Origin of the sequence: Kosakonia sp. CCTCC M2018092 (assembly GCF_003864115.1) — a bacterium.
Lineage (GTDB): Bacteria > Pseudomonadota > Gammaproteobacteria > Enterobacterales > Enterobacteriaceae > Kosakonia > Kosakonia cowanii.
The window spans coordinates 4,116,221-4,139,374 of sequence record NZ_CP034225.1 but is presented as its reverse complement, the minus strand read 5'-3'; the positions used below and the strand labels follow the sequence as shown (position 1 = coordinate 4,139,374).

Here is a 23,154-nt window from a genome sequence, read left to right as displayed (position 1 = left end):
AGTTACTCCATTGCAACTGAGATACCTGCTCTTTTACTAGTGCGATACACAGTGTCATCACCCGGTCTCAATTTATAAGGCGTAACCTGCATCATAAACCTCGGAAGCTGAGCCTTGTAAGGTGCGCGATAGCATAGCTGTTTATCGATGGGATCAGGGAAGAGCAACGGTAAAAATCCAGTGTTTTTGTAGTCACCGACAGGGCCATAGTAGTCCCATCGGCGTAGTGCTGATTCTTTGCTGGCAATACGCAAATCTCGCCAGTAAATGCGGGGAAAATTAACTCTATAGAAACCGAACAGATCCGAGACCAAATCTTCACTACTGAAGCCGCTATCGGTGAACCAACTGAACCATGGCATGGCCTGCCAGTTTTCGAACGCCACTGCGGTGTCCATCATCATGGCAAGAATGATACTTCTTCGCTCTTCTATACTTCTTCCCCGCTTTATCCGCCAGATACTGAAGCGGCCAGTATTGAGCCGGCTTATTGCCATCTTTTGTTCATATTTGATTTCGTAATGCTCCTTACCACTGGCTTCTCCCGCAGCAAAACGCGCTAATAACTCCCGGATATCATCACCACGGGCATGCCCCATATCGAGCCATCCCAAGACATCTGAATATAAAAGACCGCTTTTTATTGCTGATTCAGACCAAAATCTGGAAGGGTCCAGAATATCTTCACGTCGGCTCATACTTCTAACCTCACAATCCATGTGTATAGTGCTTTGGGGACTTAATTTCCCGTCAATCTAACATGTTGTGATTGCGAGTATCTTTGGCAGTAGATCAAGAAATCTAATAATAATTTTCTGATATTGGCTCCTATTTTAAAAACTCATTAATGGCTGAGTTACGCTCTGTGCGCCAGATGCTTCCCTGGCTATTTCGAGTCAATGCGTGGTATGCGATTAAGCTCCCCACCCAAACAAGTGATTGCGCTCTCCATCTCAGCATGGACAATGCCTGAGCGTGCACCGTACAAAGCAGAGCAAGAAAAGAGCCAGCAAAACCCGTAGTGATTTTTGACGAAAAAATAAGCGTATAACTACGTTTCACACAGCCAAACAGCAAAGGAATCGCGATGTTGCAAAAAGAGGATTTCCCGGCAAAAACCAGATGGGTGATTATCGCCATCGGCACGCTCGCCGGGCTGCTATGGGCGTTGCCGGACGCGCTTAAGCTGCATGATAACTACTCAATTTATCTGTCGCCGCTTGCCATTGCATTTGCCAGCGTGCTCGCCTTCACGCTTTATCGCGTTAAAGACTTTAAGCCGTGGCTCTGCGCGCTGCTGACGCTGCCGTTTATCGCGCTGATGACCGGCTGGCTGCGCTGGAACTTTCCCGGGTTGCCGAACGATGATTTTCACGGCACAAACTTCGGTGCCTCGACATTTCTGCTTACTCTGGTGATGCCGTTTCTGGCGGCGTTCTGCACGCCGTCCGGGCAGAAAGCGGATAGAAATGCTTTTATCACCGGCGCGCTATGGAACAACACCTTCACCCTGGGCGTGACCGCAGTAATGACCGGGCTGTTCTGGCTGGTGCTGCTGCTGTGGAGCAAACTCTTCAGCATGATTGGCATCACGCTGTTCGAGCGCCTCTTTTTTGATAACCCTTTTTTCCCGCCGATGGCGACGGGTGCAGCCATCGCTGTCGGCATTATCTTTTGCCGACGCCTGCCTGGTGCTGCCGGGCTGTTTCGTAATCTGCTGACGCTTGCGGTCAGCGTCCTGCTGCCGCTGCATGCGGTTATCTCTCTGCTGTTTATGGCCTGCCTGCCCTTTACCGGGCTGGCGATTATCCCGGCCTCTGTCTCCGCCGCGACACTTCTGCTCACTATGACGCTGCTGATGCTGGCGTTCAGCGCCATGGTTGGCGAAAAAGCGCCAGCTACGTCACACTGGTCGCAGGTGATCGCGCGTCTGGTGCTGGTGGCGCAGTGGATCACGCCGCTGCTCGCTGCGCTGGCGGGCTGGGCGCTGTGGCTGCGCATCGCTGAATATGGCTGGACGGTGGATCGCGTTTACGGCGTGGCTCTTACGCTTCTCGCGTTGATCGGGTCTCTGCTGCTGGTGAGCTATCAGCGCCGGGCCTGGACGCAGGGCGCGGCTAACATGAACCGTTTCACCGTTCTGATGCTGGCGCTAACAGCCTGCGGCTGGTTTTTGTTGCATACGCCGGTTGTCGATCCGCTGCGCATCACTGTTAACAATCAACTGGCGCGATACGCCGAGGGCAAAGCCAAAGCCGATGACGGCGATCTCTATACGTTAAGCAACGCCGGACGTCGGGGGAAACAAGCGTTGCAGATGCTGAAAGCGCATCCGCAGTGGCTGAAAGATCCGGTGCAGCAGCAAGCGATGCTGATGCAAATCCTCGGCGGCTATCACGAAGGCACGAAGAAAGACATTAACGCGTTGCAGAAAAGCATCCCGCTGCGCGCGGGCAGCGAAGCGCCGCCGGAAAGTTGGTGGCAGGCGCAAACGCAGTATGTTGATCACACGCTGAGCACCTGCATGGTGGATAGCAGCGCCTGCCTGATCTGGATGCAGGATCTCAACGACGACGGCACGCCGGAAGTGCTGCTCTATAACCGCAACGACGCAGGGATCTCGGTCTATACCCGTCAGGGCAATGAGTGGCGTCAGGCGGGCAGCGTCACGCTGTCGCAAAACGCCGAAAAAGCGCTGCGCGAAAGTATGCCGAAAACCGTCAGCAAGCCCTGGCGCGATCTGGAGATCAACGGTCAGCGCTATCCGGTGCAGTATTACGGCTTTGAAGGCCAGTAATCATTACGCCCGGCGCCATAAAGCCGGGCGAGAGGAGTGCAACAGTGAGCCCGAGCGTAGAAGAGGTGATTGCTTTTGTGCGTGAGTTTTCGGGATGTACGCGCAAAGCGATCGATGAAAGCACACTGCTGGAAGAGGATCTGGGTATTTGCGGTGATGACGGCGTTGAGCTTCTTGAAGAAGCAGAGAAGTTTTTTGCTGTCCGTTTTGCAACAGATGAGGAGGATTTCCGCTCGCTTTTCTCGTTAAAGGAGAACGAGTACCTCTTTACAAGCGAAGGTCTCGATCTAGTCGGCATCTGCTATTTTTTTCGCTGGTTGCGCGGCGAACCAGAGCCCGTGGTACGCAATCTCTCCATCGGGCAGTTGCATCAGGTGCTGGTGAAAGTGCGTAGCAAACAGGAAGGCAGTTGCCCCGCAACACCACGGAGTTAATAGGTTTTGTAATCGCTAAAATAGAAGTGTTTCCCCGTCTCATTGTCGACACGGATATTGACTTCGGCACCAGGAAAAAACTGATCCTTTTCAATAAAAGGGAAAGCAATACCACGTTTGGCGATAATTTCCTCTCCTTTAAAAATATATTTCACCGTCACGGCTGCCGTAAGATGATTATTAACGCCCTGACGCTCATCAAGTTTTAAATCAACGATATTTGCCTTAAGGTCAGTGCCATTTTGTTTGGTTTTTGCATCTTTGGACTGGCTCCGCCAGTTAGTGATGCCGATATAAACGAAAACAAGCAACATGCCGCCAGTGATAAACCAGCCTAACTTTGGTGAAACGGTTGATAAAAATTCCATCATGATAGTTCTGTTTCTCCAGTATTATAGATGCTTATCTTTTAAGAGATAATGCCTATCGGCGTTTATAATCCAGCATTGCATCGCGCATATTGAGTATGTTCTTGGCTGGATCAGTTTTAAGATAGACCACAGGAATGGTTGAACCCTGTTTGTAATTATAAAGATCCATGGTTTTGATATTTATGAGTACATTCTTATTCTCATATGTCTCCCCATTATCTGCGGTAAATTGGTAATCAACATAAATGCTAACTATGCCGAAATTCGATGGTGTACGCGGTATAATCTGTGTAATGGTTGCGTCAACATAGCAGGGATCTTTTAAGATCTCTTTGGCTGTTTTCTTATCAAAAAAACTTTTTATTATTGAGTAGCATATCGCGGTGATAAATAACCCAATAAATAGATAAACGATTGCTTTTGCTATAATATCGAACATAACAGCTTTAAAATTCCAGGTTTTGAAATAGAATAATTATAAATTTGCAATAATACCCAGCTAGAAAAAGCTGGGTATCATTGATAGATATTATGTGTATGGTTAGTAAGTTCTGTAATCAGTATAGTAAAACTGCGTCGGGTTTGCAGGATTTATTCTTATCCTGATTTTATTGCCAACCTTAAACTTATCCTTGTCCGTTATATAAAAACTAAGACCACGCTTAGAAGTTATGCTTTTGCCTTCAAACTCATACTGCACAGTAATAACAGCAACTATTTTATTGTTTATGGTTTGAGCTGCATCTGGCTTGATTACTGTCATAGTTCCCTCAACATCAACGCCATTCTCTTTTATATAATCGTCGAGCTTATCTGATTCTCTGTTTTTAATAAAAACATATGCAACGAAGATTAAAATACATAAAGGAATGATCCATGCAATTTTCGGCATGATATAAGAAAGGAAATCTATAACCATAAATTAAAAATCCTTATAGTCCTTACGCGTGTCGAAAACTACATGTTGCATAAAACTCAAACTTACGTTTTTATCCAAATCGCTTGTAATCTTCCATCGCATTCCTCATGTTCAACATATTCTTCGATGGATCGCTTTTAAGATAAACGACAGGAATAGTCGATCCCTCATTGAATTTTTGTAAATCCATTGTTTTAATGGCCGTCAGAATTTTTTCCTTCTTGTAAGTTTTCCCATTATTAGCAGTAAACTCATAAGTAACTGTAATGTTTACTATGCCATAAGAGGTCGGCGTGCCTGGCATAATTTCTGTGATTATTGCTTCTATATAGCAAGGATCTGTCATAATCTCTTTAGCTATTTTTTTTTCAATTAAGCTTTTGACTGTAGTAATACAGATTGCTAATACCACAATGCCAACGGATATATATAGGAACCCTTTTAAAAATATTTCCACACTAAACCTCATATGAATGATGTTAACGCTGCGTTCTTGAATGCCAACGCGTAATTGCTGGATTGAAACCTACCAACTTTGAATTTTATGCCGTTATTCCAGACAACGTTTACGGAATTACTTTCCAACTTAGTCGTTGTTATTCCAGTGGAAAAGCCTACCACAGAGGCAGTAAACGCACTGCAACCTACAGCTGTCCATTTTGTTTCAACAGCCCATGGCGTATCGACATTCACTTGCGTATCACTTTTGATGGTTATCTTACTTGGAGAATAAAGGTTCATCTCCCCCAGCACTGTCTCGGTGAGCACGCCCTGAATATTCCTCGATGCATTACCATGTATGTCGACAATGTGGTTCTGATCGACCGTTAACTTATCGACCCCTTCGACGTGTGTCACTACGCCTTTCTTGTAGGTCACTTTCGTGGCGGCGCCAATGGCACTTGATGAAGCTGAAGACATATAGTCAGCCGGGGAAGGCATTGATCCTGGCGCCGACATGACGGGCCCCACCGGTTTGCTGATATCAAAAGGCACCGGTGTTAACGCCGACTCTTGACCCTCTGCATTCACCACCTGGCCAAACACCACTTCCGGCACTTCATACATGATCTTCTCTGCCGCCAGGGTACTGACCGAGGCGTCGGTTTTGATCACCAGATTCTTGGTGTAGCTGTTGTCGGAGTAACCGGTGACTGATTTGGTCTCGTTATCGACAATCGTCTCTTTACGGCCTTCGGCGCTCACGCAGATGGTCTGCCCTTTATTAAAGGTCTGCGTGTCGTGATCTTCCACCGTTATGGCACGGGTGAGCTTATGGTTATAGATCGTCTCTTTATGCACGGTCTCCTTGTGGATTCCCTCAACGGAGACGTTCATATCCCGCTCGGAGTGGAGGTCAACCGACTCGTTGCCGAGCTTATCTTCGAAGAAGAGATAGCTGGCATTATCTTTGTTGCCGTCTTTACTGCGGGTCATAAAGCCCATACGGGTTGAGTCGCCCGGCAGATCCCATGGCGGCATGCTTGCTTCGTTATAGACGCGACCGGTGACAATCGGACGATCCGGGTCGCCGTTAATAAAGTCGATAACCACCTCATCGCCGACGCGTGGGATTTGCACCCCACCAAAACCCTGGCCAGCCCATGCGCTGGATACGCGCACCCAGCAGGAGCTGGTGTCATCGCCTTTTGCATGACGATCCCAGTGGAACTTCACCTTCACGCGGCCATAGCGGTCGGTCCAGATTGATTCACCCTGCGGGCCAACTACGCGGGCGGTCTGCGGACCATGTGTGCGTGGCCACTCCGTGCGTTGTGCCGAACGGAAGGTGGTTGCCGCCGGTATCACCACAAACTGAATCTGATGAATAGTGTCGGATGCGCTGCCGCTGGCGTAGCTGTTCTCTTCCAGCGTGTAGGCGGCACTGACGACGAGATAATCATTGCTGCTGCCAGCAAAAGGCGGGTTGCCGAGAGTAAAGGTATAACCCGGCGTGATACCGAGCGCCGTGCCGTTGGCGTCAATGCGCTGCTGCTCGGCCTGCCACTCCTCCTGGCGGATACGGGCGTAAAACTCACCGTGCGAATGCTCGACAAAACGGCCCGGCCACTCGTAATAGTCAATCTGGCCGGGTGAGGGCGAAGCAGGGTTCTGCCGCGCCTGGAACATCCACGCGTTCGGCTTGCGGAAGTCGTAATCATCGATGCTGTAAAGGCCGGGCGTAACGCGTTCGCTGATCGCCCACTGACCAATACCCTCTTTATCCGTCGACCCGCCGGAAAGGGTGGCGTGATAGGGGATAACTTCATATCCGCTAAAAGGTTCATGATGCTCTGCCGCATCCATCAGCACCATGGTGTGGGAATCCGCCTCATGGCGGAAGTAGAAGTAGATCCCTTCCAGCTCCATCAGGCGGCTAATAAAGTTGTAGCTGCTCTCCTGGTACTGAACGCAATACTCCCAGTTACGGTAGTCGCCGGTCAGCTTATCTTCCGTTTTAACGCCATATTCCGACAGCACGGTTTTAATAATGTCCGGCACACGCTGGTTCTGGAAAATACGCTGGTTACGGTCGCGCAGCAGCGGCCATAAATCGGATTCAATTTTCAGGAGATATACTGCGTAACGCACACCATCAAGCTCGGTGCTTTGCAGATTCACCTCGGTAATTTTGCCGTTGAAATAGCGTGGTTGCAGGCTCTGGGTTGGCACCTTAATAGTTAAGGGTTTCCCTAATAGCGCTCTACGGTCAATATTGCCATCTTCACTTAACATCGTGACGTTCAGTGCAAAGGATCGCGACATCACTTCTGTGCCGTTAAGTTTCCAGAACATCAGCGACTCGGCGCCGGCTGGCGGGGTGACGGTGATACGGTCAAACATAGCAACTCTCCCGGAGCTATTGCCCCGCGCGTTCAAAGGTTTGCGAGGTGTTTCTTTTTTTGGTTTTTTGCTGTGCTCACGGTTGGCGGGAATAAACGTTTAACGTCAATGCGCAACCATTCCATGAAAGAAGTCATTTTACAGATCGACATCTTCAGATACAGAGCGCAATGCATGAAATTGAAAAGCTGAGTCGTATTTGCAGATTTTTCCTAAAAACACTTTCCCTTAGCGCAAATTCATCTGCCTGAAAAAATAAGGCCACTTGCGTGGCCTTATGACGTTACATCTGTGGGTAAACAATATTTGCGCCGGGCGCTTCGCGGTGCAGATGGATAAAGTTAAGGTGACGTTCATATTGATCGAGAATATCGATAATCACCTGCTCTTTGTTGTAATCCATCAGGTCATTCCCCTGGCTGCCCTCTAACAGGAAGGTCTCCAGACGGAAGTAGTGCGACTTACCGCTGCGCGCGCGGTAGGTAAAGCCGGGAACGGAGTACTGCTGCGGCCAGACCTGGTAAACAAAGTCCTGCTCGTCGCCGAGAAGCACACGCAAATCGAGATGGCCGAGCGGTTTATCATCCTCCGCAGGCACACTCTCCAGCGTAACGCGACCGCCGCGTAGCTCCAGTTCTTTCGCCACATCCTGCATCGCCGGGTAGATCACTGTCTCCATCATCTGCTGGGTGTAGCGCGTGCCCGGGTAGTTCATCAGGCGCGAGAGACGCTTTTTCCAGCTCAGGCGATCGTTGCTCGCCGGAATATAGGGTGCGGTTTCACGGCTGGCGCTGGCGCGGCGGTGATCCTCCACCTTCAGCGACTTATAAAGTCCCGCCATCACAAAGAAGATCACAAAGCTGAACGGCAGACCCATGATCACCGTGGTGTTTTGCAGGGCGGAAATGCCGTTGGTCATCAGCATCCCCATCGTCAGCACGCCAATCGCCACCGACCAGAAGATACGCAGCCAGTTCGGCGCATCGCTGTTGATATCCTTCAGCTTCGAGGTGAAGTTACCCAGCACCAGCGAGCCGGAGTCCGCCGAGGTGACATAAAAGAGCAGGCCGGTAATGGTGGCAACCGAGGCGCTCAGTTTAAACGCCGGGTACTGCGCCAGCAGGCTGTAGAAGCCGCGTTCAGCATGCGCCATCACTTCCTGGGCAAAACCGGCATCGCCGTGAATGATCTCATACAGCGCGGCGTTACCAAACACCGACAGCCACAGCAGGGTAAAGGTAAACGGAATGATCAGCGTACCGAGCACGAACTCGCGGATGGTACGACCGCGTGAGATGCGCGCAAGGAACAGGCCGACAAACGGCGACCACGCCACCCACCAGGCCCAGAAGAAGAGCGTCCAGCTGTTCATCCACTGCGTCGGGCGATCAAAAGCAAAGGTGTTCAGCGTCATGCCCATAAAGCGGTTGATGTAATCGCCCACGTTCAGCACCAGCGCGTTGAGCAGGAAATCCGTTTTGCCCATAAACAGCACAAACAGGATCAACCCGAGCGCCAGCGCGACATTCAGTTCAGAAAGAATACGGATGCCTTTATCGACGCCGGAGGTGACCGAAATGGTGGCGATAACCACCGACAGCACAATCAGCGCCATCTGCGCGGTTAACCCTTCCGGCACATCAAACAGCACCTTCAGGCCGTAGTTAAGCTGCACAACGCCAATGCCAAGCGTGGTGGCGATACCGAAAATGGTGCCGATCACCGCTGCAATATCCACCGTGTGGCCAATCGGGCCATTAATGCGTTTACCAAAAATCGGGTAGAGCGCCGAGCGGATGGTTAATGGCAGGTTGTAGCGGTAGCTGAAGTAGCCGAGGGCAATCCCCATCAGGGCATACATCGACCAACCGGTTAAGCCGTAGTGGAACAGCGTCCAGACCATCGCCTGGCGCGCGGCTTCCATCGTCTGCCCGGCACCTTCCGGCGGCTGCATATACTGCGTCACCGGTTCAGCGACGGAGAAGAACATCAGATCGATGCCGATCCCGGCGGCAAACAGCATCGCCGACCAGCTTAACAGGCTAAATTCCGGTTTTGACTGCTCTGGCCCGAGTTTGATCGCCCCGTAGCGCGAGCAGGCCATATAGATGACAAAGACGATATAGAGCGTGGCGGCCAGCATGTAGTACCAGCCAAAGGTGGACGACACCCAGTTAACGGTGGTCTGGATCCACGCCGCGGCGAGATCGCTATAGAGAATGGTGACAAGTGAAAATGTCAGAATCAGTCCGGCGGAGGTGTAGAACACCACAGGATTGATTCTGTCTTTTTCACTGGCAGGTGGATTAATCATCGGTTACCTCTGGTTAATTTCCTGTAAATAAATCAAAAGATTACTTGTAACGTGCTGCCTCTTTCTTGTTGTTTTTCCCTCATTTTTGTTACGGATTGAGCCTGCTACAGCTTACACACTGCCGCTTCGTTTTTGTAACAGCGGAGGTACATTACCTTAACAAATTCTTTTTTTATATTGAACGTGCAATCAAAAAAAGATTAAATAGAGCCCTTACTTTGCGGTGGAAGAGGGAGTCATGCCAAAGGTGGGAATGCAGCCGATACGCCGTCGGCAACTGATTGATGCGACCCTGGATACGATCAACGACGTCGGGATCAACGACGCCACCATTGCGCAGATTGCGCGCCGGGCCGGGGTATCGACCGGCATCATCAGCCACTACTTCAAGGACAAAAACGGCCTGCTGGAAGCCACCATGCGCGATATCACACGCCAGCTGCGTGACGCGGTGGCGGTACGCCTGAAACCGTTAGCCCAGGCCACGACCGAAGCGCGTTTACTGGCGATTGTCGACGGTAACTTCGACGAAACGCAGGTACACAGCGCAGCGATGAAAGCGTGGCTCGACTTCTGGGCCAGCAGCATGCATCAACCGCAGCTCGGCCGCCTTGAGCGGGTCAGCAGCCGACGCCTCTTCTCCAGCCTGACGGCGGAGTTTCGCCGCGAATTGCCGCGCGAAAAGGCCCGGCTGGCAGCGCATGGCCTGGCGTCCTTAATTGATGGCCTGTGGCTGCGCGCAGCCCTGAGCGGCAAACCGTTCAACCCGGACGTTGCCCGAACGCTCACCACCCAATTCATCCGCCAGCAGTTGGCTGGCGCAGAGAATCCCTGAGGAAGGAGGAATCATGTCCCGATTCGCAGAACAGCAGCTCTATATTGATGGTCAATACGTTCCCGCCGCGGCTGGAAAAACATTCCAGACCATCAACCCGGCCAACGGCGAAGTGCTAGCCGAGGTGCACGAAGCGGCGCAGGCCGATGTCGATCGCGCGGTAGAAAGCGCGCGTAAAGGCCAGAAAATCTGGGCGGCGATGACGGCGATGGAGCGTTCACGCATCCTGCGTCGCGCGGTCGATATTCTGCGCGAGCGCAATGACGAGCTGGCCGCGCTGGAAACCCTCGACACCGGTAAACCGCTGAGCGAAACCCAGGCGGTTGATATTGTCACCGGTGCCGATGTGCTGGAGTACTACGCCGGGCTGATCCCGTCGCTGGAAGGGCAGCAGATCCCGCTGCGCGACACCTCCTTTGTCTACACTCGCCGCGAGCCGCTTGGCGTGGTTGCCGGTATCGGCGCGTGGAACTACCCGATCCAGATCGCGCTGTGGAAATCCGCACCGGCGCTGGCTGCGGGCAACGCAATGATCTTCAAACCGAGCGAAGTCACACCGCTCACCGCCCTGAAACTGGCGGAAATCTACACCGAAGCGGGCCTGCCAGACGGCGTCTTTAACGTTCTGCCGGGCAGCGGTGCGGTCACCGGCCAGCTGCTGACCGAACATCCGGGCATCGACAAAGTCTCCTTCACCGGTGGCGTGGCCAGCGGTAAAAAAGTGATGGCGAATGCCGCCGGTTCGACCCTGAAAGAGGTCACCATGGAGCTGGGCGGTAAATCGCCGCTGATCATCTTTGACGACGCGGATCTCGATCTCGCTGCCGATATCGCGATGATGGCCAACTTCTACAGCTCCGGCCAGGTCTGCACCAACGGCACGCGCGTCTTTATCCCGGCGAAATGGCAGGCAGAGTTTGAAGTGAAGATCGCCGATCGCGTGGCGCGTATTAAAGCGGGCGATCCGAACGATCCGGCCACCAACTTCGGCCCGCTGGTGAGCTTCCCGCACCGCGACAACGTGATGCGCTATATCGAATCCGGCATCAGTGAAGGCGCGCGCCTGCTCTGCGGCGGCAAACGTCTGACTGGCGGCGAGTTCGATAACGGTGCCTGGGTTGCGCCAACGGTCTTTACCGACTGCCGCGACGAGATGACCATTGTGCGTGAAGAGATCTTCGGGCCGGTGATGGCGATCCTCACCTATGAAAGCGAAGAGGAAGTGGTACGCCGCGCCAACGCCACCGACTTCGGTCTGGCCGCTGGCGTGGTGACGCAGGATCTCAACCGCGCGCACCGCGTCATTCATCAGATTGAAGCGGGGATCTGCTGGATCAACACCTGGGGCGAATCCGCCGCCGAAATGCCGGTGGGTGGCTACAAGCACTCCGGCGTCGGGCGTGAAAACGGCCTGATGACGCTGCAAAACTACACCCAGGTGAAGTCTGTGCAGCTCGAAATGACCCGTTTCCAGTCTGTATTTTGAGTGAATTTTAACCTGAGGAGCGACTAATGGAATTTGATTACATCATCATCGGAGCCGGATCCGCAGGGAACGTATTGGCAACAAGACTGACCGAAGATAGCGACGTCAACGTGCTGCTGCTTGAAGCGGGCGGTCCCGATTACCGTTTTGATTTCCGCACGCAGATGCCTGCGGCGCTGGCTTACCCGTTGCAGGGAAAACGCTACAACTGGGCGTATGAAACCGAACCCGAGCCGCATATGAACAACCGCCGCATGGAGTGCGGGCGCGGTAAAGGGCTGGGTGGATCGTCATTGATCAACGGCATGTGCTACGTGCGCGGCAACGCGATGGATCTCGATAACTGGGCACAGGAACCGGGGCTTGAGCGCTGGACCTATCTCGACTGCCTGCCTTACTACCGCAAATCGGAAACGCGTGATATCGGCGCAAACGACTACCACGGCGGCGAAGGCCCGGTCAGCATCACCACCTGCAAACCGGGCAACAACCCGCTGTTTGCGGCGATGATCGAAGCGGGCGTGCAGGCAGGTTATCCGCGCACCGAGGATCTCAACGGCTATCAGCAAGAGGGCTTTGGCCCGATGGATCGCTTTGTGACGCCGAACGGGCGTCGCTCAAGCACCGCGCGTGGCTACCTCGATACCGCGAAGAAACGCTCTAACCTGACCATCATCACCCATGCCACCACCGATCGCATTCTGTTCGACGGCAAGCGGGCGGTGGGCGTTGAGTATCTGCACGGTGCCAGCAACACGCCGCAACAGGTGCATGCGCGCCGCGAAGTGCTGCTCTGCGCGGGGGCCATCGCTTCGCCGCAGATCCTGCAACGCTCCGGCGTCGGCGCGGCGGATCTGCTGAAGAAGTTCGATATTCCCGTGGTGCACGATCTGCCGGGCGTCGGGGAAAACCTGCAGGATCACCTCGAAATGTATTTGCAGTACGAGTGCAAAGAGCCGGTGTCGCTCTACCCGGCGCTGAAGTGGTGGAACCAGCCGAAAATCGGCGCGGAGTGGCTGTTTAACGGCACCGGGATTGGTGCCAGCAACCAGTTTGAAGGCGGCGGCTTTATCCGCAGCCGGGAAGAGTTCGCCTGGCCGAACATTCAGTACCACTTCCTGCCGGTGGCGATTAACTACAACGGCAGCAACGCGGTCGAAGCCCACGGCTTCCAGTGCCACGTTGGCTCCATGCGCTCGCCGAGCCGTGGCTTTGTGCGCCTGAAATCGCGCGATCCGCGTATGCACCCGGCCATTCAGTTTAACTATATGGCCCACGAGCAGGACTGGCAGGAGTTCCGCGATGCGATCCGCATTACGCGCCAGATCATCAACCAGCCAGCGCTGGATAAGTATCGCGGGCGTGAGATCAGCCCCGGTATCGAGTGCCAGACCGACGAGCAGCTGGATGAGTTTGTGCGTAACCACGGCGAAACCGCCTACCATCCGTGCGGCACCTGCAAAATGGGCAGCGACGAGATGGCGGTAGTGGACGGGGAAGGGCGCGTGCACGGCCTGCAAGGGCTGCGCGTGGTCGATGCCTCGATTATGCCGCTGATCATCACCGGTAACCTGAATGCCACCACCATTATGATTGGCGAGAAGATTGCCGATAATATCCGTGGCCGCACGCCGCTGCCGCGCAGCAACGCCGACTACTTCGTGGCGGGCGACCGTCCGGTGCGCGGCGAGCCGATGCGCGCGTAACGCCAGCAGCCGGTAGGGCAATCTTACCGGCTAGTTTTGCCCCAACCGCAGGCAGTGCGTCACCCGCTCAATCCCTTCCGTTGGCACAAAGCCTGCGCGTTGGTAAAAGCGGAACGCCGCCTGCGGTGCATGCGTGTAGAGATGATCAAAACTCTGCGCGGCGTGGGTGACAATCTCCCTCAAAAGCGCGCTGCCCACTGCCTGGCTGCGATAGGCTGCGGCAACGTAGAGGTGGCGCACCCGGCCTGCGCGATCTCCCTGCACAAACGGGTCGATATTCAGCCCGCAAACGCCGACCAGTTGGCCGTCAAGCAACGCGCCCAGCAGCATTTCGCCTGGCTTATCAAAGCGGTTGTGCTGATTAAGCCAGTTCTCCTCAAGCCTGCGCAGCATATTAAATCCTTCCGCCACGCTCGCCTGTTTTAGCGCCTGAAAACCGTCGACTGCCGGGGTAATGGCGGTGATGTTTAGCGTCATAACACCCTCGTTATTGATGGAGATAATCCTGGCGCAGCAGGCCAAACAGCCAGTCATTGTGCCAGCGGTTATGCAGCCAGTAGCTCTCGCGCAGTTCGCCCTCCAGCACAAACCCCACTTTTTCCAGCAGGCGGCGAGAGGGGTGATTACCGGCGGTGACCGTCGCCGTCAGCCGCCGGATGCCACCCTGATGGAAGGCGAAATCGCACACCGCCTGTAACGACTCGCGCGCATAGCCTTTTCCCTGCGCCTCGGGAGCAAAGAGAAAGCCCACTTCGGCGCAGTCCGCTTCGCGATGGATATAGCCGGTGACGCCGAGCCTTTCACCGCTCGCTCTGTCGCGCACCACCAGGCAGAGCCAGTGTGCGCTCCCTGGTTGCCAGGGCGGCAAGCGGGCGGTGAAAGCCTCCTCGATCTCCTCTGGCGCGCGCGCGTCCGAGATGTAATGCTGCACCTCGGCGCTCGCCATCAGGCGGCTAAAAAAATCGCGATCCAGTTCCTCGATTTGCGTGCAGACCAGCCGTGGCGTGTCGAGGCAAAGGGCTGTTTGAGTGTGGGCGTCTTTATTCATCTCATCGCTGTTTTGTTGGCAATCATTACAAAGAGATATATGTCAGATAGGCACCGAGGTAAACCAGAAAGCAGCCAAACCAGATCTTCCCCACCAACTGATAATCCTCTTTTTTCACGATCTTCCCCCTGTTCAGAAGGTCCAGGTCACGGCAAGCGTGCCGGTTCCCTCATTACGTTGCGAGACAATCGGGCTGTCGCCCGCGCGATCGCCAAGCCAGGTGTAGCCCGCGCTCAGCAGCGTTCCCCAGTGTTCGTCGAACTGATGGCTCCAGGTGAGTGAGCTGTTGACGCCGTAGAAACCGCCCGCGCGATCATAGGGGCGAAAACCGCTGCGCTGGCTCTGCCGCGCGCTGACGCCATAAAAGGTGTTGATATAGCGGCTGTCGCCAAACAGCGCGGCGGACTGGAGTGCAACGGTATCGCTGGCGCTCTGCACCGGCAGCAGCGTCACCGAGGTTTGATACTGCACGCCCTGGCTGTCGGTCAGCGGCAGCGTCGCTTTGCCTTCAACGGAGAGCCACGGAGTGATCGACCAGCCGACGGCAAACGCCGTATTCATCGTGGCATCGATTTTCCCCATCCCTTTCAGGTTATTAGCCCCGTCGCGCCAGGAGGAGTTGCTCTCGTCGCGGCCAAGGCCGTAACCGAGCGTATGTTCGAGATAGAGGCCGTTATCGCTTTGCAGGTCGTAACCGATGCCCTTTTGCGAATCAATGAAGAGGGCATTATCACGCGCCTGAATCAGCGGAACGAATTGCAGGCGCTGCTTGTCTGAACCGCTATAGCGCGGCGCAGACTGTGCGCCAATGCCTACAGTAACGCCATTTTGTGCCGATGGATCATCATCGGCGTGCGCCGCAGAGGCGGTGGCTGCCAGCAGGGCGCAGAGGCTATACAACGTACGTTTTCTCGTTATCATCGTCACATCTCGTCGGTGGGAAAGGGTGTGCGCAAGCGCTGAAAGGGAACATAGACAGGTCGTATCAATAAACCGTCAGCAAAGTGTTAAGAAACGGTCAAGGTGGGGAAATGGTGGCGAAAAGAGTGCTGGTGATTGAGGATGACGCGGATGCGGCGGGCGTGCTGGAGGCCTATCTGCGCCGTGAAAATTATGAGGTGACGCTGGCGAGCGACGGCCTGGCCGGGCTGGAGCTGGCGCAGCGCTGCAAGCCCGATCTGATCCTGCTTGATGTGATGCTGCCCGGCATGAACGGCAGCGAAGTGCTGGCGGCGCTGCGGCGCAAAAGCGATGTGCCGGTAATCATGGTCACCGCGCTCGGCGATGCGCCGGATCGCATTGGCGCGCTGCGTTACGGCGCGGATGATTATGTGGTGAAGCCCTATCACCCCGGCGAAGTGGTGGCGCGCGTGCAGGCGGTACTGCGGCGCACGCAGCGCGCGGAAACTCAGGAAGAAGTGCTGCGCTGGCACAACCTCGCGGTCGACACCGTCGCCATTAGCGTGACCGTCACGCAAGAAGATAAGCAGACGCGCGCGCTGGAACTGACGCCGACGGAATTCTCCCTGCTTACGACACTGATGCGCCATCCAACGCGTGCTTTCTCCCGCCAGCATCTGCTGGAGCACTGCCTGCCCGAAAGCGAAGCGCTGGAGCGGGTGGTCGACACGCACGTCTACAACCTGCGTAAAAAGCTGGAAAATGCGGGCGTCAGCGGCGTGTTAAGCAACGTGCGCGGCGTCGGTTACAGGTTCGCTCAACCATGAAAAATTTAGCTCAACAGTCACTCTGGCGCTGGATCTGCGTGCGCATCCTCGCGCTGGCGATCGGTACAGTGATCATCATCGCGGTCTGTATGTGGCTGCGCTACGCTGTGCAAATCTTCTGGGTTTTGCACGTCATGCCTGCGCCCGTGCGCGCCGAGTTTCTGCTGTTAAAAGAGAACCCCGAAATCAACCCGGTGCGCTTTCACGAAATCGTCGACACCTGGTGGGGGCTGAGCTACTCCACGCCCACTATCGCCTCAACGGACTGGATCATGGTCGGCGTGCTGGTGCTGGTGATGATCCCCTTTATCGTCTTTATGGGGCTGCGCTATGCCCGCCCGCTGACCCTGCAATTTAGCCGCCTGCGCGACGCCGCCGAAGAGGTGACGCAGGGGACATTTGGCGCACAGGCTGAGCTGGTAAAAGAGGCGCCCGCCGAAATGGTGCGCTTTGCCAGCGACTTTAACGGCATGACCCGCCAGCTGGCGCGCTATGAGCGTGAACTGCGCGCCTCCCACGTGGCGATGGCTCACGAACTGCGCTCGCCGCTTACCGCCGCGATTGGTCGCCTGCAGGGGATGCTGGATGGCGTGTTTGAGCCAAGCCCTGCGCAGATGTCGATGGTGATGAAGCAATTACAACTGCTGCGCCGCTTAACGGATGAGTTGCACCTGCTCTCGCTGGCCGACGCCGGGCAGCTGATGCTCAACTGCCAGCCGCTGCTCTTAGACGATCTGCTGCGCGAACGCGCGGCGTGGATGAAACCGCAGGCCGACGCCGCCGGGTTCACCTTTACCCTGACCGCGCCAACGCCCGCGCCGCTGGAGGGCGACGCCTTCCGCTTAGGGCAGGTTTTTACCGTGCTGATGGAGAATGCGGTGCGTTACGGGCGGCAGGGCGGCCATCTGTTTATTACCCTCACCTCGCAGGCGAGCGGCTATTTAATTGATTTCACCGATGACGGTCCCGGCGTGGAGGCTGATTTTCTGCCGTTGATGTTTGATCGCTTCACGCGGGCCGAAACCTCGCGCGCGCGCCATTCCGGCGGCAGCGGCCTTGGGTTATCCATCGCCCAGGCGATTGTCGATGCCCACGGCGGCAGCATCAGCGCCGCGCTGCCGGAAGCGGGCGGGCTGGCGATTACCCTTCACCTTCCCCACGTGGTTGAGGCGCAAGAAAAGTTGCAGCCTTGATAAAACCTTGACGAAACGTGGGCTGAATCTCGACGCGTCACGCCTGTAATAGCGCCATTACCGATCCGGAGTGGCGCTATGTCAGAACAGTTTATCCCTTACGCACGCCCGCTCGCGCACAGGCTTTTGCACGCTGTCCGCGGGTTTCCTCTGCTGCTATCGCTGGCGCTGGCTGCGACCGGCTGTGGCGAGAAGAAAACCGATAAACCGGCACCGCCGCGTCCGGTGCGTTACCTGGTCGTCACTAACAGTGCGGCAAACTCGCAAACGGTGCGCACTGGCGAGATCCGCGCCCATGATGAGACCACGCTGGCCTTCCGCCTGGATGGCCGCATGATTTCCCGTGAGGTGGATATTGGCGCGCGGGTGCATGCCGGGCAGGTGCTGGCCTCCCTTGAGAGCGAAACCGGCAAAAACCAGCTCGCCAGCGCGCGCGCCGATGTGGAGAGTGCCCGCGCGGCTGAGCAGGTAGCAGCGCTGAATCTGAAACGGATGCAGGCGTTAATGCCCTCCGGCGCGATTGCCCGCACGCAGCTCGACAGCGCCCGCGCCGACTGGCAATCAGCGGCATCAAAGCTGAAAAGCAGCACTGCGGCATTACGCAATGCCGAGCAGAATCTGAGCTGGACGCAGTTGGTCGCCCCGGCAGACGGCATCATCACGCGCGTGAACGCCTCTGCCGGGCAGGTGGTCAGCGCCGGGCAGTCGGTCTTTACCCTCGCCACCAGCGAGGCGCGCGACGTGGTGTTTGCTGTTGCCGACCCGCGCCAGCTGGCATCAAACGCAACTTTCACCGTTGCGCTGCTGGCGGATCCGTCGGTGAAGGCGAGCGGCAGCCTGCGTGATATCAGCCCGCAGGCCGATCCGCAGACGCGCACCTGGCAGGTGCGGCTGGCGCTGGCAAACCCGCCCGCGGCGATGGCGCTCGGTGCCAGCGCCACCATTGCGCTGCCGGAGTCAGCATCCGCAGGCTTTGCGGTGCCCGCCCCGGCATTAAGCCGTCTTGGTCAACAACCGGCGCTGTTTGTGATTGATGAGAAAAACCGGGCGCAGCCGCGCGCGGTGACGCTGGGTGGCTATAGCGCCTCATCGGTGTTTATCCGTTCCGGCCTGCGCCCCGGCGACAGAGTCATTACTGCGGGCGTCAGCAAATTGCGCGCCGGTGAGCAGGTGATCGCCGGGGAGTTACAGCCATGAAACGCTCGCGCTTTAACCTCTCGGCCTGGGCGCTGGAACATCAGCAACTGGTCACCTTTTTTATGCTGCTGGTGATAGTGATGGGCGTGCTCTGCTATCAGCAACTGCCGCGCAATGAAGATCCGGCGTTCACCATCAAAACGGCGGTCGTCACCGCTCAGTGGCCGGGTGCCAGCGTCGAAGAGACAACGCAGCTGGTCACCGACGTGCTGGAGAAGAAGTTACAGGAGGTTCCGCACCTCGATTTTATTGAGAGCGAAACCCGCGCTGGCAGCACGATTATCAACGTCAACCTGCGCGATGACACGCCGCCAAAAGCGGTGCCCGACATCTGGTACCAGGTGCGGAAAAAGATGCAGGACAGCGCCGCCGATCTGCCGCAGGGCGCGCAGGGGCCGCAGGTTAATGATGAGTTTGATGATACCTTCGGCACCATCTATGGCTTTACCGCCGACGGTTACTCGCCGCGTGAACTGCGCGATCGGCTGGAGACCATCCGCCGCAGCCTGATTTCGCTGCACGATATCGGCAAGATAAGCATGATCGGCGAACAGCAGGAGCAGATTGTTATCGCCTTCTCCCCGCGTCAGCTGGCGGGAATGGGGCTCGATATTGAGCAGATCAGCACGGCGCTGAAGGCGCAAAATGCCATCGCGCCTGCCGGTACCATCCGCACCGGCGAGGATAACGTGGCGCTGCGCGTCAGCGGCGCGTTAAGCAGCGAAGAGAGCCTGCGGGCGGTGACGCTGCATATCAACGATCGCTATATTCCACTCACCGATATCGCTACCGTCACCCGCCAGACCGCTGAGCCACCCGCGCCACAGTTTCGCGTTAACGGGCAACCGGCGCTGGGGCTGGCGATCTCGATGGCTTCGACCGGGAATATGCTGCGCTTTGGCAAGGCGCAGGATGAGCGCATGGCGCAGATCCAGGCCCAGCTGCCGCACGGCATTGAGATGGTGAAAGTGGCCGATCAGTCGCAGGTGGTGAGCGGGGCGGTGAGCGGTTTTGTCCGCGTGCTGGTAGAAGCGGTGGTGATTGTGCTCGCCGTCTCCTTTGTCTCGCTGGGCCTGCGCGCGGGTCTGGTGGTGGCTGCCGCCATTCCGCTGGTGCTGGCGATGACCTTCGCCGGGATGATGCTCGCCGGGATCGGCCTGCAACGTATCTCCCTCGGCGCGCTGATTATCGCGCTCGGTCTGCTGGTGGATGATGCAATGATCACCGTGGAGACGATGGTCGCACGCCTCGAAGCGGGGGAGTCGCGCAGGCAAGCCGCTACCTATGCCTTCAAAACTACCGCCTTTCCGATGCTTACCGGCACGCTGGTGATGATTGCCGGGTTTATTCCCGTCGGCTTCGCCGCCTCCAGCGCCGGGGAGTACTGCTACTCGCTGTTTGCCGTGGTGCTGATCGCGCTGCTCTGCTCGTGGCTGGTGGCGATCCTCTTCTCCCCGCTCACCGGCACCTGGCTGCTGCCCGCGCGCATAGAAAAGCACGGCGATCGCGTTGGCAGGCTGAAGCGCGGCTATCAGGCGCTGCTGCGCCTCGCGCTGCGCTGGCGGCTGACCACGCTGGCACTGGCGCTGCTGGCGCTGGGTTTGTCGCTGGTCGGCACCACCTATTTGCAGGGGGAGTTTTTCCCCGCCTCCGATCGCCCGGAACTGCTGGTGACGCTCTCGCTGCCCGCTAACGCCTCGCAGACCGAGACGCAGAAGCAGGTGGAACGCCTGGAGCGGGCGATGACCGGTAATAAGGATCTCGATCGCTACAGCAGCTACGTTGGCTCCGGGGCGGTGCGTTTTTATTTGCCGATGGATGTTTTGCAGGACAACGAGAACACCGCGCAACTGGTGGTGGTGGCAAAAGATCTCGCCGCCCGTGACCGGCTGCGTCAACAGCTGGAGACCCTGCTGGCAAGCCAGTTCAGCGCCATTACCTCTCGCGTGTCGCCGCTGGAGTTGGGGCCGCCGGTGGGCTGGCCGGTGCGCTACCGCGTGAGCGGGCCGGATTATGCAAAAGTGCAGACGCTGGCGCATCAACTGGCGGCGCAGATTGGCGGCTCGCCGCTGACCCGGGAAGTGAACCTGACCGCCGGGGAGCCGGAGCGGATGATCCGCTTACAGGTTAATCAGACCGCCGCGCGCGCGGCGGGCGTCTCCTCGGAAAGCATTGCCCAGATGCTTGATACCGTCTGGTCCGGCGCGACGCTGACCACGGTGCGGGATAACGATCGGCTGGTGGACGTGGTGCTGCGCGGTAACGATCGCGAGCGGCTCGATATCGGCACGCTCGGCACCTTGATGCTGCCAACTTCTAACGGCACAAAAATTCCGCTGAGCGAAGTGGCGACGCCAGAGTGGGGGCTGGGCGACCCGGTGATCTGGCGTCATCAGCGGCTGCCCTTTATCACCGTGCAGACGGATCTCGCGCCGGGCCTGCGCGCGGAAGCGGTATCATCCGGCCTGCGTCCGACGGTGGATAAGCTACGCGCCCAGTTGCCTGCCGGGTATCGCATTGAGGAGGGCGGCACGGTTGCCGAGTCGGACAAGGGCAACGGCTCGGTGTATGCCGTGCTGCCGGTGACGCTGATCATTATGCTGCTGCTGTTGATGGTTCAGCTTCAGCGCTTCTCGCGCATGCTGCTGGCCGTCACCATGGCACCGTTTGGCCTGCCGGGAATTGTGCTGGCGATGCTGCCGACCGGCACGCCAATGGGGTTTGTCGCGCTGCTGGGAGTGATCGCACTGGCGGGGATGATCATCCGCAACGCGGTGATCCTGATTAGCGAAGTGGACAGTAACCTGCAACTTGGGATGCAGCCTGATGAGGCGATTATCGCCGCGTCGGAGCACCGCGCGCGGCCGATTATGCTGACCGCCTGCGCCGCGATCCTCGGCATGATCCCCATCTCCCATCAGGTGTTCTGGGGGCCGATGGCTTACGCCATTATCGGCGGGCTGCTGGTGGCAACGCTGGTGACGCTGACGGTGTTACCCGCCGCGTTCAGCCTGGTGCTGCAACTGAGCGCCCGCTTAGCCCCTGCGCATCGGGCGGCAGATAAAGATTAAGGCCACCGCGCTACAGAGCGGGAAGATAGCCAGCTGCAACCAGGGGTAGATCGCCTCAACCGAGGGGGTTAATGCCCGGTCGAGCTGGCTGCCAAACAGCAGGTTGCCCGCCAGGACGGCAAAACCGCCCGCCGTCGCCAGCGCGCCATAGTGCGCGCCGAGCGTGGCGTCGTCAGCGAACCACGGCACCATATCTTTCGCCGCAGGCACCAGCAGCATCTGCCCGAGGGTTAATAACGAGACGAAGCTGATGGCGGGCAGCAGCCGCATCCAGCCCGCAGGCGGCGTGCTGGCGGCGCAGAGCGCGACGCTGGCAAAGCTTGTGGAGATGAGCAAAAAGCCCACCGGCAGCATGCGCGCGGCACCAATGCGGCGCGTTAAGCGGGCGAGGGGCAATTGCAGGGTGATAATCAGCACCGAGGCCAGCATAAACAGTGGCCCGAGATCTTTTTCGCTGCCGCCCGCGCGCTGGATCTCAACCGGCAGCGCCAGGTAGAGCTGGTTGTAGCTCAGTAACCAGGAGCTGTAGGCAATGATAAAGGCGACAAAGCGCGGCTGGCGAAAGGTGGTCCACCACGGCGTGACCGCCAGCGTCTGGCGTTTTGGCGGCGCGGGCGGCAGGCAGAAGAAGAGCACTATCAGCGCCACGACAAACACCCCAGCACCTGCTAACGCCACCTGGCGAAAGCCGAGGCCAGTCATCAGCGCGCCCGCCACCGGGCCAAGCACCGCGCCGAGCTCGCCGCAGACGGCAAAAAGCGCAAACCACTCGGCGCGGCTGCGCTTGCCGCGGCTTTCGCTCTGGGCACCGGCGCGCGCCAGCAACGCTTCAATCGAGGGTGAGAAGAGCGCGCCGCCGATCCCGGTCAGGCAGGCTCCGACAATGATCGGCCCCAGCGAGTGGCCAAAGGCCAGCATCAGATAGCCTGCGACGCGGATAATGCAGCCGCAGAGGATAATGACGCGCGCGCCAAAGCGGTCCGATAACGCGCCGCCGATAAAGAACATCCCCTGCTGCGAGAAGGTGCGCAGCCCGAGCACCAGGCCAATCAGCCCGCCGGAGAGCAGTAAATCATCACGCAGGAAGATCGCCAGGAAGGGCACCACGGCGTAGAAGCCGATATTAAAAACAAACTGGCTACCGAGTAAAACAGGCGGCCAGAGCTTTTTCGCTGGCCGCAGGTGGGGAAAAGACATGCGGAAATCCTGACG

At 56.9% G+C, this 23,154-nt stretch carries 20 protein-coding genes; 9 read left to right on the top strand and 11 right to left on the bottom strand.

Translation table 11 applies throughout. The annotated features are described in order from the left end of the window. Positions 1 to 2: 2 nt before the first annotated feature. Positions 3 to 698, bottom strand: a complete 696-nt coding sequence (locus EH164_RS19540; RefSeq protein WP_124970201.1) for a hypothetical protein — start codon at positions 696 to 698, stop codon at positions 3 to 5. Positions 699 to 1,087: 389 nt separating this feature from the next. Between EH164_RS19540 and EH164_RS19535 the strand changes: the two genes are divergently transcribed. Both EH164_RS19535 and EH164_RS19530 read left to right on the top strand, forming a co-directional pair. Next, complete coding sequence (locus EH164_RS19535) at positions 1,088 to 2,797, top strand: DUF4153 domain-containing protein (protein WP_124970198.1); 1,710 nt, start codon at positions 1,088 to 1,090, stop codon at positions 2,795 to 2,797. Positions 2,798 to 2,841: 44 nt separating this feature from the next. Next, positions 2,842 to 3,231 carry a hypothetical protein gene (locus EH164_RS19530; protein ID WP_124970195.1) on the top strand — a complete coding sequence of 130 codons (390 nt, stop codon included), beginning with the start codon at positions 2,842 to 2,844 and terminating at the stop codon, positions 3,229 to 3,231. Here the strand turns inward: EH164_RS19530 and EH164_RS19525 are convergent. The 6 genes from EH164_RS19525 to EH164_RS19500 all read right to left on the bottom strand — a co-directional run bounded on the left by EH164_RS19525 (position 3,228) and on the right by EH164_RS19500 (position 9,679). Continuing rightward, a complete protein-coding gene (locus EH164_RS19525; protein WP_124970192.1) occupies positions 3,228 to 3,602 on the bottom strand; it encodes a hypothetical protein in 375 nt (124 codons plus the stop codon). The two genes, EH164_RS19530 and EH164_RS19525, sit on opposite strands and share 4 nt — an antisense overlap. A 52-nt stretch (positions 3,603 to 3,654) precedes the next feature. Beyond that, a complete protein-coding gene (locus EH164_RS19520; RefSeq protein WP_124970189.1) occupies positions 3,655 to 4,041 on the bottom strand; it encodes a hypothetical protein in 387 nt (128 codons plus the stop codon). A gap of 102 nt (positions 4,042 to 4,143) precedes the next feature. Next, the gene (locus EH164_RS19515) at positions 4,144 to 4,521 is read right to left on the bottom strand and encodes a DUF3592 domain-containing protein (protein WP_241174981.1); all 378 of its coding nucleotides are present in this window, start codon (positions 4,519 to 4,521) and stop codon (positions 4,144 to 4,146) included. Between the two features lie 70 nt (positions 4,522 to 4,591). Then, on the bottom strand, positions 4,592 to 4,978 hold the full coding sequence (locus EH164_RS19510) for a hypothetical protein (protein WP_124970186.1): 387 nt from the start codon (positions 4,976 to 4,978) through the stop codon (positions 4,592 to 4,594). Positions 4,979 to 4,986: 8 nt separating this feature from the next. Continuing rightward, the gene (locus EH164_RS19505) at positions 4,987 to 7,365 is read right to left on the bottom strand and encodes a type VI secretion system Vgr family protein (RefSeq protein WP_241174980.1); all 2,379 of its coding nucleotides are present in this window, start codon (positions 7,363 to 7,365) and stop codon (positions 4,987 to 4,989) included. Between the two features lie 283 nt (positions 7,366 to 7,648). Beyond that, the gene (locus tag EH164_RS19500; protein ID WP_124970183.1) at positions 7,649 to 9,679 is read right to left on the bottom strand and encodes a choline transporter; all 2,031 of its coding nucleotides are present in this window, start codon (positions 9,677 to 9,679) and stop codon (positions 7,649 to 7,651) included. Between the two features lie 238 nt (positions 9,680 to 9,917). On the opposite strand from EH164_RS19500, the gene betI reads away from it, so the two are divergent. Genes betI through betA form a run of 3 tightly spaced genes read left to right on the top strand, consistent with a single transcriptional unit; the run spans position 9,918 to position 13,706 of the window. Then, the gene (gene betI / locus EH164_RS19495) at positions 9,918 to 10,514 is read left to right on the top strand and encodes a transcriptional regulator BetI (protein ID WP_124970180.1); all 597 of its coding nucleotides are present in this window, start codon (positions 9,918 to 9,920) and stop codon (positions 10,512 to 10,514) included. Positions 10,515 to 10,527: 13 nt separating this feature from the next. Beyond that, positions 10,528 to 12,000 carry a betaine-aldehyde dehydrogenase gene (betB, locus tag EH164_RS19490; protein ID WP_124970177.1) on the top strand — a complete coding sequence of 491 codons (1,473 nt, stop codon included), beginning with the start codon at positions 10,528 to 10,530 and terminating at the stop codon, positions 11,998 to 12,000. A gap of 26 nt (positions 12,001 to 12,026) precedes the next feature. Next, on the top strand, positions 12,027 to 13,706 hold the full coding sequence (gene betA, locus EH164_RS19485) for a choline dehydrogenase (RefSeq protein WP_124970174.1): 1,680 nt from the start codon (positions 12,027 to 12,029) through the stop codon (positions 13,704 to 13,706). 30 nt (positions 13,707 to 13,736) lie between these two features. On the opposite strand, the gene EH164_RS19480 is transcribed toward betA, so the two are convergent. The 3 genes from EH164_RS19480 to EH164_RS19470 form a co-directional block, all read right to left on the bottom strand. After that, entirely contained in the window at positions 13,737 to 14,183 is a 447-nt protein-coding gene (locus EH164_RS19480; protein WP_124970171.1) for a GNAT family N-acetyltransferase, read from the bottom strand. A gap of 10 nt (positions 14,184 to 14,193) precedes the next feature. Then, positions 14,194 to 14,754, bottom strand: coding sequence for a GNAT family N-acetyltransferase (locus EH164_RS19475; RefSeq protein WP_124970168.1), 561 nt, complete (start codon positions 14,752 to 14,754; stop codon positions 14,194 to 14,196). A 132-nt stretch (positions 14,755 to 14,886) separates the two neighbouring features. Further along, the gene (locus EH164_RS19470; RefSeq protein WP_124970165.1) at positions 14,887 to 15,675 is read right to left on the bottom strand and encodes a MipA/OmpV family protein; all 789 of its coding nucleotides are present in this window, start codon (positions 15,673 to 15,675) and stop codon (positions 14,887 to 14,889) included. Between the two features lie 110 nt (positions 15,676 to 15,785). Between EH164_RS19470 and EH164_RS19465 the strand changes: the two genes are divergently transcribed. From EH164_RS19465 to EH164_RS19450, 4 genes are all read left to right on the top strand, one after another. Then, a complete protein-coding gene (locus tag EH164_RS19465) occupies positions 15,786 to 16,481 on the top strand; it encodes a response regulator (protein WP_124970163.1) in 696 nt (231 codons plus the stop codon). Then, positions 16,478 to 17,674 (top strand): cell wall metabolism sensor histidine kinase WalK, encoded by a 1,197-nt coding sequence (locus tag EH164_RS19460; protein ID WP_124970160.1) that lies wholly within the window; start codon positions 16,478 to 16,480, stop codon positions 17,672 to 17,674. Before EH164_RS19465 ends, EH164_RS19460 begins: the two co-directional genes overlap by 4 nt. A 78-nt stretch (positions 17,675 to 17,752) precedes the next feature. Beyond that, a complete protein-coding gene (locus EH164_RS19455) occupies positions 17,753 to 18,871 on the top strand; it encodes an efflux RND transporter periplasmic adaptor subunit (RefSeq protein WP_124970157.1) in 1,119 nt (372 codons plus the stop codon). Further along, entirely contained in the window at positions 18,868 to 21,942 is a 3,075-nt protein-coding gene (locus EH164_RS19450) for an efflux RND transporter permease subunit (RefSeq protein ID WP_124970154.1), read from the top strand. The genes EH164_RS19455 and EH164_RS19450 overlap by 4 nt, the downstream gene beginning before the upstream one ends. Here the strand turns inward: EH164_RS19450 and EH164_RS19445 are convergent. Further along, a complete protein-coding gene (locus EH164_RS19445; RefSeq protein WP_124970150.1) occupies positions 21,907 to 23,139 on the bottom strand; it encodes an MFS transporter in 1,233 nt (410 codons plus the stop codon). The two genes, EH164_RS19450 and EH164_RS19445, sit on opposite strands and share 36 nt — an antisense overlap. Between the last annotated feature and the right edge of the window lie 15 nt (positions 23,140 to 23,154).

What these genes read in the sequence shown, in the direction of transcription:
- EH164_RS19540 (WP_124970201.1), bottom strand. Translation starts at nt 698, where the DNA reads ATGAGCCGACGTGAAGATATTCTGGACCCTTCCAGATTTTGGTCTGAA.
- EH164_RS19535 (WP_124970198.1), top strand. Translation starts at nt 1,088, where the DNA reads ATGTTGCAAAAAGAGGATTTCCCGGCAAAAACCAGATGGGTGATTATC.
- EH164_RS19525 (WP_124970192.1), bottom strand. Translation starts at nt 3,602, where the DNA reads ATGATGGAATTTTTATCAACCGTTTCACCAAAGTTAGGCTGGTTTATC.
- EH164_RS19520 (WP_124970189.1), bottom strand. Translation starts at nt 4,041, where the DNA reads ATGTTCGATATTATAGCAAAAGCAATCGTTTATCTATTTATTGGGTTA.
- EH164_RS19515 (WP_241174981.1), bottom strand. Translation starts at nt 4,521, where the DNA reads ATGGTTATAGATTTCCTTTCTTATATCATGCCGAAAATTGCATGGATC.
- EH164_RS19505 (WP_241174980.1), bottom strand. Translation starts at nt 7,365, where the DNA reads ATGTTTGACCGTATCACCGTCACCCCGCCAGCCGGCGCCGAGTCGCTG.
- EH164_RS19500 (WP_124970183.1), bottom strand. Translation starts at nt 9,679, where the DNA reads ATGATTAATCCACCTGCCAGTGAAAAAGACAGAATCAATCCTGTGGTG.
- betI (WP_124970180.1), top strand. Translation starts at nt 9,918, where the DNA reads ATGCCAAAGGTGGGAATGCAGCCGATACGCCGTCGGCAACTGATTGAT.
- betB (WP_124970177.1), top strand. Translation starts at nt 10,528, where the DNA reads ATGTCCCGATTCGCAGAACAGCAGCTCTATATTGATGGTCAATACGTT.
- betA (WP_124970174.1), top strand. Translation starts at nt 12,027, where the DNA reads ATGGAATTTGATTACATCATCATCGGAGCCGGATCCGCAGGGAACGTA.
- EH164_RS19480 (WP_124970171.1), bottom strand. Translation starts at nt 14,183, where the DNA reads ATGACGCTAAACATCACCGCCATTACCCCGGCAGTCGACGGTTTTCAG.
- EH164_RS19475 (WP_124970168.1), bottom strand. Translation starts at nt 14,754, where the DNA reads ATGAATAAAGACGCCCACACTCAAACAGCCCTTTGCCTCGACACGCCA.
- EH164_RS19470 (WP_124970165.1), bottom strand. Translation starts at nt 15,675, where the DNA reads ATGATAACGAGAAAACGTACGTTGTATAGCCTCTGCGCCCTGCTGGCA.
- EH164_RS19465 (WP_124970163.1), top strand. Translation starts at nt 15,786, where the DNA reads ATGGTGGCGAAAAGAGTGCTGGTGATTGAGGATGACGCGGATGCGGCG.
- EH164_RS19460 (WP_124970160.1), top strand. Translation starts at nt 16,478, where the DNA reads ATGAAAAATTTAGCTCAACAGTCACTCTGGCGCTGGATCTGCGTGCGC.
- EH164_RS19455 (WP_124970157.1), top strand. Translation starts at nt 17,753, where the DNA reads ATGTCAGAACAGTTTATCCCTTACGCACGCCCGCTCGCGCACAGGCTT.
- EH164_RS19450 (WP_124970154.1), top strand. Translation starts at nt 18,868, where the DNA reads ATGAAACGCTCGCGCTTTAACCTCTCGGCCTGGGCGCTGGAACATCAG.
- EH164_RS19445 (WP_124970150.1), bottom strand. Translation starts at nt 23,139, where the DNA reads ATGTCTTTTCCCCACCTGCGGCCAGCGAAAAAGCTCTGGCCGCCTGTT.